At 48.2% G+C, this 17,211-nt stretch carries 11 protein-coding genes; 6 read left to right on the top strand and 5 right to left on the bottom strand.

The annotated features are described in order from the left end of the window. Positions 1-530 precede the first annotated feature (530 nt). Entirely contained in the window at positions 531-845 is a 315-nt protein-coding gene (locus P0078_RS16800; protein ID WP_282931074.1) for a cupin domain-containing protein, read from the bottom strand. A gap of 297 nt (positions 846-1,142) precedes the next feature. On the opposite strand from P0078_RS16800, the gene P0078_RS16795 reads away from it, so the two are divergent. Continuing rightward, positions 1,143-2,201: a hypothetical protein gene (locus tag P0078_RS16795; protein WP_282931073.1), complete on the top strand. Its 1,059-nt coding sequence runs from the start codon at positions 1,143-1,145 to the stop codon at positions 2,199-2,201. An 80-nt stretch (positions 2,202-2,281) separates the two neighbouring features. Here P0078_RS16795 and P0078_RS16790 read toward each other — a convergent pair whose 3' ends face one another. After that, on the bottom strand, positions 2,282-3,736 hold the full coding sequence (locus P0078_RS16790) for an aryl-sulfate sulfotransferase (protein ID WP_282931072.1): 1,455 nt from the start codon (positions 3,734-3,736) through the stop codon (positions 2,282-2,284). An 878-nt stretch (positions 3,737-4,614) separates the two neighbouring features. Between P0078_RS16790 and P0078_RS16785 the strand changes: the two genes are divergently transcribed. Then, the gene (locus tag P0078_RS16785; RefSeq protein ID WP_282931071.1) at positions 4,615-4,887 is read left to right on the top strand and encodes a hypothetical protein; all 273 of its coding nucleotides are present in this window, start codon (positions 4,615-4,617) and stop codon (positions 4,885-4,887) included. After that, entirely contained in the window at positions 4,845-5,291 is a 447-nt protein-coding gene (locus tag P0078_RS16780) for a L,D-transpeptidase family protein (RefSeq protein WP_282931070.1), read from the top strand. The genes P0078_RS16785 and P0078_RS16780 overlap by 43 nt, the downstream gene beginning before the upstream one ends. Positions 5,292-5,358: 67 nt before the next feature. On the opposite strand, the gene P0078_RS16775 is transcribed toward P0078_RS16780, so the two are convergent. Both P0078_RS16775 and P0078_RS16770 read right to left on the bottom strand, forming a co-directional pair. After that, positions 5,359-6,762 (bottom strand): alanine/glycine:cation symporter family protein, encoded by a 1,404-nt coding sequence (locus P0078_RS16775; protein WP_282931069.1) that lies wholly within the window; start codon positions 6,760-6,762, stop codon positions 5,359-5,361. 177 nt (positions 6,763-6,939) lie between these two features. Continuing rightward, complete coding sequence (locus tag P0078_RS16770) at positions 6,940-8,457, bottom strand: MFS transporter (RefSeq protein WP_282931068.1); 1,518 nt, start codon at positions 8,455-8,457, stop codon at positions 6,940-6,942. A gap of 186 nt (positions 8,458-8,643) precedes the next feature. Here P0078_RS16770 and P0078_RS16765 point away from each other — a divergent pair, with 186 nt between their 5' ends. The 3 genes from P0078_RS16765 to P0078_RS16755 all read left to right on the top strand — a co-directional run bounded on the left by P0078_RS16765 (position 8,644) and on the right by P0078_RS16755 (position 13,904). Then, positions 8,644-11,085 (top strand): glycoside hydrolase family 31 protein, encoded by a 2,442-nt coding sequence (locus tag P0078_RS16765; protein ID WP_282931067.1) that lies wholly within the window; start codon positions 8,644-8,646, stop codon positions 11,083-11,085. A 50-nt stretch (positions 11,086-11,135) separates the two neighbouring features. Continuing rightward, positions 11,136-13,049, top strand: a complete 1,914-nt coding sequence (locus P0078_RS16760) for an alpha-amylase family glycosyl hydrolase (protein WP_282931066.1) — start codon at positions 11,136-11,138, stop codon at positions 13,047-13,049. Positions 13,050-13,448: 399 nt separating this feature from the next. Further along, positions 13,449-13,904: a hypothetical protein gene (locus tag P0078_RS16755; RefSeq protein WP_282931065.1), complete on the top strand. Its 456-nt coding sequence runs from the start codon at positions 13,449-13,451 to the stop codon at positions 13,902-13,904. 47 nt (positions 13,905-13,951) lie between these two features. On the opposite strand, the gene P0078_RS16750 is transcribed toward P0078_RS16755, so the two are convergent. Continuing rightward, the gene (locus tag P0078_RS16750; protein WP_282931064.1) at positions 13,952-16,501 is read right to left on the bottom strand and encodes an alpha amylase C-terminal domain-containing protein; all 2,550 of its coding nucleotides are present in this window, start codon (positions 16,499-16,501) and stop codon (positions 13,952-13,954) included. Between the last annotated feature and the right edge of the window lie 710 nt (positions 16,502-17,211).

Below are 17,211 nucleotides of genomic sequence, written 5' to 3'. Positions count from 1 at the left end.
ATTCACCGACATATAAGATATTTTAAATTGCATTTACCAGGACTAAGTAAGAAGAGCGCAGAGATTTTTTATGAACACTGAAGCTTTTACAAGCTTACTTTTCCAAATGTCTCATTCAGAAAAGAAAACCTCTAGAGTAAACATACACAGGGTATAACCACCAGATAACCTAGCCGCTGACCTAGCTATAGAAAGCTGAAAATTTGATTAATTATTTTCTTATAGTATTACTTACGATAACCCTATAAGAAAAAACCAGGCAGCATACACTGCCTGGCCGAAAAGGATTTGACTTGGTATCAAACGATCAGACCAAATTAAAGCTGTCCAATTTAAGCAAAGCGCCGAAAATTTTAACAGGCCTCTACGGTATATGGAGATATGTACAGGCTGACCTGCCAGTCAGCAACCACTCCAGTCTTAAAGCTAACAATACTAACTCGTCAGAGGACTTTAGATCCGATTTACATTGGTAGATATAGAACTCTCGATAGGAGCTCGTAAGATTTATTTCTTAAAAGATAACTGCTTCACTGAAAGAAAACTGCCAACCATATAGTGGCCTCATCTGCAGCTGTCTCCACCACCCGATGCCTTTGATTTGCCCTAATCAACAAGTTATCCCCCTTCCCCAGGTGGTGCCTCTCACCATTTTCCATTTCAATAACACCATAACCGGAAAGTACTAACACCCACTCATGCTCATCTTGATCATACCACCCTGTTTCCGGCGAGGACTGCCCGTAAGATATAATCCGCTCAACCCTGCAGCTTTTCCCCTCTAGCAAACTCTGAAAATGCTCCCTAGAGTGATCACCTGGTAGTTGAGTGAAAAAATTACCCATAAGTCTCCCCTAGCATTAAATCGGCATGAACGAAAATTTACAAAAATACAACTATACTAGAACTAATGGGCTCCACAATCGGGGTTAATATAGAAAAACATACGCCAACCGAATTCAAAATGAGCCCAAGACTATAAAATAGAATATTTTTTACTAAACCATTAACATTGGCTCTTTGACGCCCCAAAAACACAACTCTCACATGACACATAAAATAAATCACTCGAAATAAATATGAGCACCTATTAAACAACAATAGATACCAGATCACGATCTATAAAATACAAAGAACATATAATGACTATATATTTACATTCAGGGCTACACAAAACCGGCACCACAGCAATACAATATTACGCCTACAAATATAGAAGACTGTTAAGAAGCAAAGGCATTTTATATCCCATTATTCATCGCAATTTAATTAGCATAGATAAGGGTCACCATCTTTTTGCACACTCATTTTCCGATCATCCTGAAAGCCCGCCTATATCCAGAGGAAAGTTGCTAGCATATGACTGGAAGTCAAAGTCGCAGAAAAATAACCTTGATCTATTAATTAGTGCAGAGCCTATTTGTCGACATACTTATAAAACAAAAGATTGCTCCTGGATTGAGGCTCGGCACCATTATTTAGAACACCTCTCCAACACATTACCCCCAGAGCAAACCAAAATCATCTTAACCTTGCGCAGACAAGATAATTTTGCCCAGTCTCTATACAAAGAACATATTGTGAAAGGAGTATCTCCACTAGCGAAACTGTCATTCAAGGAGTTCCTATCAAAGATAGAAGGTAGAAACCTGAACTTTTATAAAAATATAGCAGTATTCAAAAAGTTCTTTCCCAATATACAAATACTCATTTACGAGCAGCTATGTAATGGCGACCTACCAGTTAATTTTTTCCGCTCGCTAGGGGTTTCCGGCTTACCAAATTCTAACAAGATCATAAGGGAGAGTCTCTCCAATGAAGAGGCCGTTTTAAAGCAAATATTAAATCAGCAAATACACTCAAAAGCTGAAAATATAAAACTATTAAAATGGATAAAATCTGGCAATACGCAAAACATAATCAAGCGAACACTACCAAGATCATCACACCTATGGAACTCTGATGAAGATAGAGCTAATTTTTTAGATCGATATTCACAGGAAAATAAAAAAATAAATGATGAGTTCCTCGAAGGAGGTGAAGAACTTTTTCCATCAAATCATACACCCCCACAGAAAAAGGCTAACATTATCACGCTAAAACCATATTTAATTAAAACACTTCAAATCCTATCTAGTGATATTCAACAGTTACTCGGGGAATACCGGCTTAGGAGAATAATCAATGCTATAGAGCACTGATTGCCAAATCTGGTTAGAAGTCCTTTAATAAAAATCGCCAGCAACAAAGTATGCTACTGGCTTCCAACTATTTAGAGGGTCTAAAGTGATAAATCACTTACCGCTGATATATCATTCCAAGAAAAACGCTCAGCACGATATACACTCGTATCATTGACTACCATCTCCCAAACCGTCTCTGCAGTCTGATCGTCGGCGACTTCAACAATATGTGCATCTCTATTATTGCCGGTACTAGCACTGGATGGGCCGCCCACGCAAAGTAGAATATTCCCACCGGAAAGTTCATCTACATCCCCTAAAGAATTGGTGTACTTTGGTGCAACGTACTCCCAAGTCTGCACTGCAACCATTTCCTCTGTATCCAAAGAGAATTTCACTGCGCGGCTATTATAGATTTCACCACTGTATTCAGACTCATTCCTATTATCGTAAATCAGAATATCTCCGTCTGACGCAAGCATGGCTGCATGCTGAGAAGCCATCCAGGTGCCATCTTGCAATGAAAATAATTTCTCAAGAAATTCCTCGGAAGCATCCAAATCCCTACCCATAATCCAGTTCACTTCGCCACTATCATGATCAATATTAACCACCCAGCTTTGAGATCGACTTGACAATAAAATCGAATTATCCTCAGAAATATAGTGTAAAGAATTAGAGTGAGTCCAATCCAGCGCACCATTGCTCGATTCCCGACTGGCTAACTCACCGGGGAAACGCTGGGTATCGAGATGATCGAATGCAGACCATTCCCATACAGTATTTCCTTGCCCATCCACTTCGAGAATCGCATCTCCTTTTATCCGTTGGCCACCAATTGTTGCATAGGCGTTTGTTAATACCAGTAGGTTTCCATTTTCAAGAAGAATCGCGTCGTGGTGATAGGCTGGTAGCTCAAATGATTGGAGCGTTTCACCGGCAAAGGAGATAATTCTTGCTTCCTGATCCAACAGCAACATTAAATTGCCATCCTGTAAATTGCGCACTACCGGAGATCCGGTGAGAGGAACGTCTCCGTGAAGGTACCAAACAACCTCACCCTCCTCATCGAATCCCCAAAAGGTATTATCCCTGTCACCTGAAGGTGCAAAAATAGTTACACCTCCTTCGCTTTGCTCCGTAAACGTAGTTACCTCAACAGGGGGAGCACCTTCAGGTAACGAACCAGTCTTGAAAGAAATAGTCGAGCTCAGTACAACGTCTCCACTTTCCAGCATTGCCAGTGCAGTAAAACGGTAAGTGGTATCGGCCCTTAAACCTACTAGGGTCATATCATGCTCTGTGCCCCAGTCGGTATAATTTGTCCGCCGACGGTCGGTTACCGCCGAATTGATTCTGATCGCCACTCGTGACTCACTGCTAGTCGATACTTGCGCATTAACCATTAAACTATTTAGTGGATGCATCGAAAGGGTTAATTCTACTTCGTCATCCAAAACAATCAGAGCTTCATTCGCTTGCTCTACCTCAGCAGTCACGCCCGGATTGCTGTAAAGTATTACAATAAATACTAGAAAAAATGTGGGCAACATCGATCTTCCACTCATAGCCAAATCCTATAAAGTAAATAATAAAAATAACTACCTCTACCCTGGTATTTCATTTTCAGGGGAACTTTCAATAATCAGCTATCACATAACGCAAAAAGGGTGGGTTCGTTTACTTGGTTTTCAAATCAGAAATAAATATTTTGAACGATCCCGAAAAGTAAATTTCTTTATTAAATTTTCTAATGCGCAAAGGCCAACACAACAAGAATGAGAAGTGTGAATAAATTTGGATAACGATATAGTCGCGACACTTACTAAGATGAAATAAATAACAATAACTTTTTGAAAGCTATTTCTATTATTCTGGTGTGATTCAAGAATGCTGGAAATTGACTCGCAAGTTACGGTAGATAACTCATAAAACCTTAGCAACTAAGACAAAATTCCCCAAAATCACTAACAACTAGAAGAACATCCTCTAAGAGAGGCCCAGTATATTCCTTTTTGTTGTCACCAGCCCTTAAGACCCACCTTACCATCCCTTGGACTTGTAGTGGTTCATACCGCCGCAGTACCAACCCGCAGCCGAGGCCGAGTATACGGTTATCTGCTTTGGGGAAATCACCAGCTATGGACTTGTCCCTGTAGAAGGGCAGAAATACTTGCCCTAAGACAAACTGTAGCTGGATTCAAAATCCACGGTTGTTTACACGGCCCACTGGTAGTAGAGAGGTGTGTAATGCATAGCCGATCTTCGCTGCAAAATCATCAATCCATTTCCACGAAACAGAAGGGATCTCTACGCAAAAAATCATCATTCGCCGCTGCCGTAGTGATTGTGGGATCTGCAATTCTTGCCCCACTGACCTATGCCGTGGATTATTCCAATTCCCGCTATAACTCGAGATACAGCGCTCAACATGGACATGGAAACTACGGAGCACACTCCAGGTATAGCAGGGACTACCGAGCAAATTCACGGCATAGCAGGAATTACAGATCGCACTCAAGGCACAACCGGGACTACAGAGCACACCCCCGATACAACAGAAATTACAGGGCGCATTCCCGATACAATAGGAATTATCGGGCTCACTCCAGATACGGAACACATTCCAGATACGCGGCGAATCCACGGCATAGCCGCCATATGTGGTTTAAATCCAATATTCAGGGAACACCGCGTATTGTGATCGACCTCAGTGATCAAATGGCATACTTCTATAAGGGCGGGCGCCTGGCCGGTATGTCCCCGGTATCTACCGGCAAACCCGGACACCGCACACCTACCGGTAACTTCCGTATTTCACAGAAGAAATACAGCCATCGATCAAATCTGTACGGTCACTACATCAGCCCACGGGGTTATGTAATGCGCAGCAATGTGGATGTGCGCCGCCACCGCAAACCTGCGGGTTCTCGATTCCGCGGGGCATCTATGGATTACATGATGCGTATCAATGGCCCCGTTACTTTGCATGCCGGCCACGTCCCGGGATATCCCGCCTCTCATGGCTGTATTCGTATCCCCTGGCATATGGCTAAGATTTTTTATGCCCACGCCAAGGTTGGTACCAAGGTGTCCGTGGTGCCTTAAGTTGGAAGTAACAGGTAAATTTTTACCAACCATAAAAAAGGCGGACTATTTAGTCCGCCTTTTTTAATTAAGAAGCCTCGGCCTCTTTTCTCTTTGTTAAATCCATACGGGTAAAATAATCGTGAGCCGCTCGATTAACATGCCTTGCCAGCAATAAAGTAGACACCATTGTTGGAATCGCCATTACCGCATACATCCCGATGATGATGCTGTTTACCGCACTTAAAGAAGCCACCGCACCCAATATAATCAGCACCATGTAGAGTCCAGTATAAAGACCCTGCCAGCGGCCACCGAAAAGAAAAACATAGCACTTCATACCGTAATACCAGCAGGTAACGATAGTGCTGAAAGCCAGCGGAAGGACCATTAGCAGTAGCAAAATTGGGCCGAACCGCCCAAACACCTGAGAAAATGCCTGTGCAGTCAGGGTAACGCCGGCAATATCCCCTTCCTGCTGCCAAGCGCCAGTCAGTAGTATCACCAGGGCAGTGCAAGTGCAGATAACCAGTGTATCTACAATAGGGCCCAGCATGGCAACCACGCCTTCTCGAACGGGCTCACGGGTTTTCGCTGCACCATGGGCCAAAGACTCCGTGCCTATACCCGCCTCATTGGAAAATGCGCCCCGGCTTACCCCTACTGTGATTACCGAACCCAGAGTACCTCCAGCAATAGCTTGACCACTGAAAGCATCCGAGAAGATCAGCGCAAATGCTGCCGGTACCTGCTCCCAGAAGCTGGCAATCACCACAAGGGTCATGCCCAGATAAAACAGTACCATGCCCGGCACTACTCTTGCGGAGAATTTACCGATACGCTGGATACGACCGGCAATAACGTAGGCCGATGCAACAGCAATTAATAAGCCAATAACAAAATCAAAAGTGAGTGAACCTCCGGGTGCTACCCAACCCAAGGGCTCAGCAAAAGACTCTCGCAATAGCTGCGTGGTTTGATTGGACTGAAACACCGGCAACATACCGCAGAGTCCCGCCACGGCAAACAGTACCGCGAGCGGCATCCAGCGTCGGCCCAACCCCTCGCGAATAACATACATGGGGCCACCTTGCAGTTCCCCGGAGGCATCGCGACCGCGAAACATCACCGCCAGCGTCGCTGTATAAAACTTGGTAGCCACCCCCACCAGGGCGGTTACCCACATCCAGAAAATCGCCCCAGGCCCACCAATCGTAATTGCGATGGCAACCCCAGAAATATTGCCAAGTCCCAGGGTTCCCGAAAGCGCTGTGGATAGCGCTTGGCTATGATTCACTTGGCCAGGGTCATTGGGATCATCATATCGGCCACTTAAAAGCCCAATACTGTGCCCAAGATGGCGGTAGGGACGGCCACGAGAATAGATTAATAGCGCGAGGCCGCCACCAACAAGTAGCACTAATAAAGGTGGACCCCAGACAAAGCTGGCAAAAGCCTCTAATGCCTGATCAATAGCAGGGAATATCGACATAATTTAATTCATTTCCGGTGAGGTCCGCCCAGTCTAGGTACGCTCACACCAGACTGTCAAAATGCTGCCATAAAACTACGCAGCCCCATAAATGCGAAAAATTTGGGAAAACCTGGAATCCAGGCAATAAAAAAGCCCCAAATAGGGGCTTTTTTAACGATCTTTTACAACTTTTTATCAAGCTGTAGTAGTTGCCTTTAATGCGGGCTCGGGTTCTGAACTCTCCCTCACCAGCGCCACCGATATAGCTCCAAGCAACATACACACCCCCGCCAGAACAATGATGTAAATTGCCTGGTTTTCGAAAACTGTTTTCAATATCAAGCCAGCTACCAGGGCGGAAACAATCTGCGGGGCTGCGATAGTGAAATTAAAAATCCCCATATAAACACCAGTCTTATCCGCCGGCAGTGAGTCGGAGAGGATCGCATAGGGCATCGCCAGAATAGCGGCCCAGGCAATGCCCACACCCACCATCGGTAGCAATAATCCCAGGGCGCCACTGGGTACGGAAACTTCTGTAATCAACAGATTCACCTGTGTGGGATCGCCCCCCTGGAAGAACAGGAAGCTGATGTATCCCAAACCGCCCAGTGCCAGCGATAGGGAATAAGTGAGCTTACGCCCCAGCACCTGAGACAAACGGGCCAGGACAATAGAGAAGATCGCTGCAAACAGGGAGTAAGCAGCAAAAATAATTCCTACCCAGTCACCGGCAGCACCCTTAGCGGCAGCGATATGTGCGGGAATTTCTTTGACGCTTTCCAGATAGGCGGGATCAAACCACTTGGCTTCCACTCCCCAAACGTGCTGAGTGATCGCAGGCGTGGTGTAAACCCACATAATAAACAGGGCAAACCAGGAGAAGAATTGCACCAGGGCCAGCTGGCGCATAGTGCGCGGCATTTTAATTAGCAGCTGGAAAAAACCGATCAAGCGCTTTGCCAGTGGGGTTTTTTGCTGTCTCTCCCGCTCAAGTTGCGCGGAGTCGAGACCTTTATAGGCATTGTACTGCTCCGGCGGATACTCCTTGGTGCGCAGCACAGTCCACAACACACTGCCCAGCAGCACTGTGGCGCCGATATAGAAAGCCCATATAACGGAGGGCGCCACCTCTCCCGCACGGGCAGTATTTTCCAGACCAATCACATTAGTCAGGATGAATGGCAACATGGAGCCGAAGATGGCGCCAATGTTAATCAGCAAAGACTGTATCGAGTAACCCAGGGTGCGCTGCTCTGATGGCACCATGTCGGATACCAGGGCGCGGAAAGGCTGCATGGTCACGTTAAAGGCCGCGTCCATCAGGGCCAACATAACGCCGCCAAAGATAATGGGGGCCACTATCGCCACCACAATCCCGGCATTGGGCATAAACGCCATCCCCAGGGCTGCGGCGATGGCACCAAAAAGGATAAAGGGGTTGCGGCGACCGAAGCGACTCCAGGTCCTATCCGAAGCTGAACCCACGATCGGCTGTACGATCAGTCCCATTAGCGGCGCCACTATCCAGAATAGAGACAGGGAGTGAAGGTCCGCCCCCAGATCAGACAAGATTCTACTGGCATTGGCATTTTGCAGAGAAAAGCCAAATTGCACCCCGAGAAAACCGAGACTGACATTCCACACCTGCCAAAAGGGCAAGCGCGGTTGCTGGGCTTGCGGCGCAACGGCGCTGCTTGCTGATTGGGTCATAGAGGTCACCGCATCACTAGTTATGCTTATTCTGCCATTCTCACACGCACTCCCGGAGCATCCATCCTCCCCCATAGGGGAGGATGCGGGCCAGATCCTTCGCTTTAGGATAAACTCAGGCCCATGCGTATACGCCGGGCCAACACGAAACTGTGAATCCTAATCAAGCAACTGAAGTCCCGCGCGATGATCCTAAAACTCCCACTCCTGCGCCTGGTATGTCTCGCAGCTACACTCTGCCTGAGCGCTCAATCCCTGGCCGCTGAACAGCGCAACTACCGCGATCACACCATGAGCGAAGACTCACTAACTGTACAGACGAGTGAGGGCGAGGTCACCCTCACCCCGGTTGGTCCGTCAGCGCTATCGGTGCACTATCGCCGCGAGGGCCTGAAGCAGTTGCCCTCATTTGCGTTGGCCAGCGATTCCGCCGGCCGACCCGAGGCTACGCTGAAGCAAAAAGGGGACAAGCTCGTTTACCGCACTGGCTCGCTTACTGCAGTCATCCACAAGTCTCCCTTCCGAATCGAGTACTTGCGCGGTAGCGAACAAATCCTGAGTGAAGAGAGTGGTTTCTTTGCCACCGAGACGATGCGCGGATTCCGTTTCGCACTGTCGCCAGAGGAAAAACTGCTGGGTGGCGGAGAGCGGGTTATGGGGATGGACCGTCGCGGTCAACGCCTGCCCCTGTATAACCGTGCCCATTACGGATACACCACCGAATCCAACCAGATGTATTTTTCCCTGCCAGCAGTACTGTCCAGCAACAAATACATTCTGCTGTTCGACAACTCTGCCACCGGCACCCTGGATCTGGGCGCAAACGAAGAAGATATCCTGCAATTTGAAGCTGTAGCCGGGCGCACCGCTTACATCGTGGTAGCCGGTGATACTTATCCACAGTTGCTGGAAAATTATGTATCCACAACTGGCAAACAGCCCCTGCCACCCCGTTGGGCCCTGGGTAACTTCGCCTCGCGCTTTGGCTATCACAGCGAAGCTGAAGTCCGCGCAACCGTGGATAAGTTTGCCGAAGAAGATTTCCCCCTGGACGCCCTGGTGTTGGACCTCTACTGGTTTGGCCCGGATATCAAAGGCCATATGGGCAACCTGGCTTGGGATAAGGAGGCCTTTCCCGAACCAGAAAAGATGATGGCCGACCTTAAAGCCCGCGGCATCAATACCATCCTGGTGACCGAACCTTTTGTCCTCTCCACCTCCGAACGCTGGCAGGAAGCCGTGGCGAATAATGCCCTGGCCAAAAACCTGGCCGGAGAGCCCAAGCGTTTTGATTTCTACTTCGGCAATACCGGCCTGATCGATGTCTTCTCCGAAGATGGCCGCGACTGGTTCTGGAATATTTACGACGGGTTATTGGAACAGGGCGTAGCTGGCTGGTGGGGCGACCTGGGTGAACCGGAAGTTCACCCCTCCGATACCGTTCACGCAATCGGTATGGCCGATGAAATCCACAATGCCTTCGGCCACGCCTGGGCGCAATTACTACACGAACGCCAAACGGCAAAACACCCTGAACGCCGCCCCTTTATTATGATGCGCGCCGGTTTTGCCGGCTCCCAGCGCTACGGCATGATCCCCTGGACCGGCGACGTCGCTCGGGAATGGGGTGGCTTACAGCCTCAGGTGGAATTGGCTCTGAGTATGGGCTTGCTGGGCTTTGGCTACACCCATTCAGACCTGGGTGGCTTTGCCGGCGGCGAGAAATTTGACCGCGAACTCTATATCCGCTGGTTACAGTACGGCGTATTCCAACCGGTTTACCGCCCGCACGCCCAGGAGCATATTGCTTCCGAGCCAGTTTTCCACGATCGCCGCACCCGCGATATCCTGCGCGAATATGTAAAACTGCGCTATCGCCTGCTGCCCTACAACTACACCCTCGCCTTCGAAAACAGCCAGACCGGCATGCCACTGATTCGCCCGCTGTTTTTCGAAAACGAAAGTGACCTCTCCCTACTGGACTACAAGGATGCCTACCTGTGGGGTCAGGATTTCCTCGTTGCCCCGGTCGTGGAAGAAGATCTGGATGAGGTCGCGGTAAAACTGCCCGGCGGCACCTGGTTCGATTACTGGACTGATGAACAATATTCTGGCGATCAGGCCCTGGTAGAAGTGAACCTGAAAACGATTCCTGTACTGGTGCGGGCCGGCGCCATTATTCCCACCATTGACGATGTCCACAGCAGCCGCGATTACTCCAGTAAAAACCTGACCCTGGACTACTACGCGCACCCATCAGCAGCAAAGTCCGAGCGCTATGTTTATGAGGATGATGGCGCTACCGCGCAGGCTTTTGAAAAAGGCAAATACGAGAAGCTGCATTTCTCAGCTGAAAACAAACAGCAAGGTTTAGCCTTCGCCTTTAATCGCGAAGGCGACGGTTATACCGGTATGCCGGAATCCCGCACGGTCACTTTAAAGATCCACAACTGGCAACAAGTACCCGTGCAGCTCAATATTAGCGGCGAATCCCTGCCTATTTTCGACAGTGAAAAAGTCTTTGCTCAGGCACCCCGTGGGGCCTGGTACAACAAGCGCAAGCAGCAACTGCTGGTTAAATTTGACTGGCATAAAGAACCGCTGGATTTAATGCTCAAAAATCAATAATTCAGCAAACTGCTGTTCACTGACAAAAAAATTAAAGTCATCAGGAAACAATGAAGAAGTTACACTCCCTGTTTATTGCCAAACTCCTTTCGGCTTCCCTACTAGGCGCTGCTCTATTCGGCACTGCCGGCTGCAGCCAGGAGAGCAGCCCGGAAGAAATACAGCCCGCTGAAAAAGTTGCGGAGAAAAAAACTGTTATCTACCAAGTGCTACCGCGCTTATTTGGCAACACTAACCGCACCAACAAACCCTGGGGCACACTCGAACAGAATGGTGTGGGTAAGTTCTCCGACTTTACCCCAAAAGCACTGAATGAAATCCACGCGCTGGGCGCCACCCATATCTGGTACACCGGCGCCCTGCACCACGCGCTCGTTGGCGACTATACCGAATACGGTATCAGCAACGATGATCCAGATGTGGTCAAAGGCCGCGCCGGCTCTCCCTATGCCATCAAGGATTACTACAGCGTAAACCCGGACTTGGCCAATAACCCAGCAGAGCGATTACAGGAATTCCGCGCACTGGTGGAACGCAGCCACGCGGCCGGTTTGAAAGTGATTATCGACATAGTGCCTAACCATGTAGCCCGCGCCTATCATTCTCTCGACAAACCCCAAGGCGTGCAGGATTTTGGAGCTGGCGACAACACCCAGGTCACCTACGCCCGCAACAACAATTTCTACTATGTGGTGGGCGAAGACTTCCGCGTGCCCGTTGCAGAAGACAGTTATCAGCCACTCAATGGCGAAGCCAATGATCTTGTCGATGGGCAGTTTGTAGAGAGTCCAGCTAAATGGACCGGTAATGGCGCGCGCAGTGCACAACCTGCCATGCACGACTGGTATGAAACCGTCAAAATTAATTTTGGCGTTCGCCCCGATAACAGCAAGAACTTTTCTGAGCTACCCCAGGAATATGCCGAGCGTGACTACCGGGCCCACGCCCAGTTTTGGGCAGACAAGAAAGTCCCAGACACCTGGGAAAAATTCCGCGATATCGCCCACTACTGGCTGGACTTTGGCGTGGACGGATTCCGCTATGATATGGCCGGTATGGTGCCGGTAGAATTCTGGAGCTACCTGAATTCCTCCATCAAAATGCGCAACCCCAACACACTGTTACTTGCCGAAATCTATACTCCAGAGCGCTATCGGGATTATCTGCATCTGGGCAAAATGGATTATCTCTACGATAAAGTCGGTACTTACGACGCTATTCGTGCGGTCATGGAGAACAAGGGCAGCGCAGATAAAATCGCAGAGGTACAGGCAAGCCTGGTAGATATTTCCTCTCATATGTTGCGCTTTATGGAGAACCACGACGAGCAGCGTATTGCCAGCCCACAATTTTCTGGCAACCCAGAGGCAGGCAAACCTGCAATGCTGGTGTCTGCCGCGCTTTCTCCAGCCCCTACCTTGGTTTACTTTGGCCAGGAGTTGGGAGAGCCCGCCAACAAAGATGCCGGCTTCGGTAAAGCCAGCCGCACCACCATTTTCGACTACTGGTCAGTACCCAGTGTGCGCCGTTGGAACAATGAGGGCGCTTTTGACACTGCACTGCTGACAAAAGAAGAAAAAGAGCTGCGCAGCTTCTACCAGCGCCTGCTTAATTTCTCCAAACAGAGCCCGGCCTTACTTGGCGATTACCTGGACTTGCACAGCTACAACCGCAAGCAAAACTCTGGCTATGGGGAAAAACAATTCTCCTTTGCCCGCTGGAGTGAACATGAAAAATTGTTAGTAATCGCCAACTTCGATAACAGGGCAGTGGAGTTTGATTTTCAGTTGCCTACAGCACTTCTAGAGGCCTGGAAACTACAACCGGGCAGCTACCTGGTCGAAAGCCAGATATCCAATAAGGTGGCAAACCTTATCTTGGAAACAGACCAAGCCTCCACAAAGATCCAGTTGGCACCCTACGAAAGCCATATTTTTGCAATATCCACTGCTCCCCAGAAATAGCCACTCAGCCCTGGAGGGGACTACTCCCCTCCAAGAACGCTTAAGCACAGCAATTTATACCCCCAACTACCCCCTTTCTCACAACATAATCTCGACAATCCCTAACCATACTCGTCAGGTAACTCGCTTGACATAAACACTACCCCATGTATATTGCCTACAATTATATTGTGCACAATTTAAATAAAAGCCGAAATTGATATGCAAGGGGACATTATGAACCGACAACCTAGCCGCTATTTTTCACCACTAAACCTAATTTTGGCTGCACTTTTAGCATCAGTAGCACTTCCTACAATGGCTGAAACTAACAAGGCTGAACAGAGCGAAGCACCTATCCAGGTAACAGACGAGACTTTTAACTGCATCCGAGATATGACCAAGGTGCGGGGGTTTTATGTGGATAATTTACTGGGAGATCTGGATGGGACTCTAGAGATCGCAAACTCCAGCACTGGAGGTGTTTATCCTCCTGGATCAGTGGTCCAGTTAGTACCCGGGGAAGTGATGATCAAACACCAAAAAGGCTTTAACCCCGCCACTAAAGATTGGGAGTTTTTTGAACTGGATGTTTCTGAGGAAGGCAGCAAAATCCGTAAGCGAGGTTTTGTTGATGTAGTTAACCGTTTTGGAGGTAACTGCTTTGCCTGTCATGTCCAGGCCAAACCGCAGTGGGATTTAATTTGCGAGACCGGACACGGCTGTGAACCCATACCATTAACAAAAGAAATACTGGCCTTGCTGCAAAAAACCGATCCTCGTTGTGAATCGAACCCAAAGTTAAATCAAGAAGAGAATGCAAAATTGCAGGCGCTACAACAAGCTCTGCTGGCTAAAGAAAAAGAAAATAAATAACTAAAGAAGCCTGCAGACCAACTTCCTGGCCTGCAGCCTCTTATCAATTACAGTGCAACCACACTATAAATCATGGTTTGATCATTCACCTGCACCTTGTAGCTTCCGCTTACAGAAGTGTAGATATCAGACCCACCCTGCTCCAAGTCACCATCGGAGTCGCTATCGCCGTAGTTTTCACTCCAGTCAGCATTAACATCGAACTTGAAACGCTGCTGCGATTGACCATCAAAATTTACCTGGATTTCCCAGGTATTGTCGGCAACTAATTCCATAGCGTCAGCATCCCAACTATTTGGTGTGCCACGGAAATAAAGGGAAGAAAAGTTAGATGTGTAACTACCACAGTCTGCACAGGTCAGGCTGTAGCTCAAAGTTTCATCATTAACCTCAACAATATAAGTCCCTGATACATCGGTGTAGATATCATCCCCACCCTGCTCCAGAGAGCCATCCGCATTGTTATCCCCATAGTTTTCAACCCAGTCACTGCTAACATCAAACTTAAAGCGCTGGTTACTGCTGCCATCAAACACCACAGTGGCACGCCAGGTATTATCTGCAACCAGGGTCATCGCCTGAGTGCCCCAGCTATTGGGCGTACCGCGGAAATTTAATGCCGTAAAGTTTTGAGCATAACCAGCATTGGGATCAGTCACGGTAATGGTTGCCGTAGCACTATCGGTTAAGCCATCGTTGTCAGTAACAGTGACTGTCTCGGTATAAGTGCCCGCACTGGCGAAGCTCAAAGTTTTCGAGGAAGAACTACCACCACTGCTCCAGCTATAGGAAATCACACTACCGTCGCTATCAGTAGAGCTGCTGGCATCCAGGGTGACACTCTGATTGACCTCTACTGTGCTGGATACTGGGGTCACAATTGCAGTGGGTGCCTGCTGGGAAGAGACCTCGGTGATCGAATAGGCCAGGGTCTCATCATTTACTTCAATAAGGTAGCTACCGGTTACTGAGGTATAAATGTCTGCTCCGGTTTGATCCAGCGTGCCATCAGCACCATCGTCACCGTAATTTTCGGCCCAGTTACCATAGATATCCAACTTAAAGCGTTGGTCTGCCTGGCCATCAAAATTAACCACCAATTGCCAGGTATTATCTGCTACCAATTCAAAAGCTGTTGCTTCCCAATTATTAGCTGTGCCACGGAAATAAAGGCTGGGGAAACCCGTCCCAGAACATTCTTCACCACAGGAACCTGATAGCTGCCCACCGTGAATGGCAGCAGCGGAATAAGCTGCGACATTGAAGGTGGCATAACCATTGCTGCCTACGGAAATAACATCGCCACTGCACTCATCATCTCCCGCCAGGACATTGCAGTAGTCCCCTGCAGGAAGGCCTGTATACAGTGTCTGGCTGAAAGAATTACCCTCGTTATTGATAACGACATAGCCTTTATCACCACGTCCAAAGGCAATCTGGTTATCTCCGTTATCCCACCAATTTTCCATACTGGTGCCATCGGTGTAGTTACGGAATCCCACCATATTGGCAATATTGCCCCATCGGTGCTGACATACCCATTCATTGTTTTCACAACTCTCCGGTCCAGTGCTGGGGGGACCTATATCCGTATCGGTAAAGTCATAACCCGACATTACCTTCGGATAGCCATAGGGGTGTGCCAACATAAACACGTTGGCCAGGTTGTACTTGTAGCCATCGTGATAGGTCAGGTTACCGCCGCCACCGTGGCCTCGTTCACGATCGTGGTTATCGATAAAGTGAACTGCATCGCTGGAAGATAAAAGTCCCCAACTCTCACCGATACTAGCGAGGTTTTTAATTTGGCCGTTAAAATTACTTGCCACATCAGTGCCGTACTTGAATTCAGTCACACGGCCCAGGAATGTATAATTCGATGGCTGGATTTCAGAGGCTTCGCCGTCTGCACCGATAACTTCAGAAAATATCCACGGATTGCCGGCTTTACTCATGATGCCGTACATATCACTGGGAGACATGTGCTTAACCGCATCTACGCGGAAACCGGCAATACCCATATCCTGCAATTTATTCAGGTAATCAGCCAGGGTCTGCTGTACATAGCTGGAAGCTGTATCCAAGTCTGGCAGTCCAACCAAGCGACAATCCCAGACATTATCGGCATCACTGTAGTTATCGACCGTGCACTCGGAGTGGTAATCCCAGGAGGAAAATTCCGGGTGATTCAATAGTGTCCACTCAGTACCGCCCCAACCCGTACCACCGCCATTCCAGGCTGCCGTGTGGTTAATCACAGCATCTGCATAAACCTTAACACCCGCTGCATTACAGCGGTCGATCATACTCTGCAGCTCCTCCTCGGTACCGCTGCGACTGGTCAGGTTAGAGTAAGTTACCGGCTGGTAACGCGCCCACCAGGTAGAATGGCTGACATGCTCTTGGGGCGGTGAAATCTGTACCGCATCAAATCCTTTCGGCCCCAGGAACTCCTCACATTCGCTGGCGATATCATTCCAGCTCCATTCAAACAGGTGTACAAAGGCTGTGCCTGCGCTGGCATGGGTACTGGACATGGCTCCGAGTACGATACTCGCGCCTCCCAGAAGCCCTTTTAGTGGAAATTGTTTTTTCATTTTAGCTTTCCTTTTTCTCTCATCTGTAGTCGTTATCTTTTTTGTATAAGGAGAACCCCAGAGGCAATTGCTTACCAATGATTAATGACTCTCCATTTCTACATAAGTAGAATCAACCTATAAGCACGCCTTTTCCCAGGCATTTGCAGATACTTGGGTTACGTTCGCCCCACGGTAGGAGCTAGAAATATTCTCCTAAGGCGACACAACCAATAGGCATTAGCTCAAGAAAAGAATTTGGGGGAAGTACCGCAAGCGGCGAAGAAAAGTTCAGGCTTATCATCACAGGTGACCATTTATTATTTTTTGCAATTCAAGCCCGGTATTTGGGAATCCCAACGACACAGTATCTAAACCGCTGGATTGCTATACCCGGCCAATTGATCACTCATCCTGAGATATCCACAGACCACCAAAGGCATCAATAAACCGGTAGTATGTGAACAGATACCGAACAGCAACGGTAATATGCACCTCCTGTGCTACTGCAGACCCGAAATTACAACTATTCGGGCTTTTGGAAGGCTAATAATCAGTGCTTAAGAGCACATCCTCCCTGTAGGGGGCGTAGTAGATATTTGTGCTACGGGTCTAAATAGCGAAGATAATTTGGTTTTTAAGACCAAAATTTAAACAGATGGGAAAACAGAAGTACTTACAAAATTAGCTTTGAATGCTTGAAATAATGACGGTATGTGAGCACTTCTTAG

Origin of the sequence: Microbulbifer sp. VAAF005 (assembly GCF_030012985.1) — a bacterium.
Lineage (GTDB): Bacteria > Pseudomonadota > Gammaproteobacteria > Pseudomonadales > Cellvibrionaceae > Microbulbifer.
This window is presented reverse-complemented; position numbering and strand designations above follow the sequence as displayed.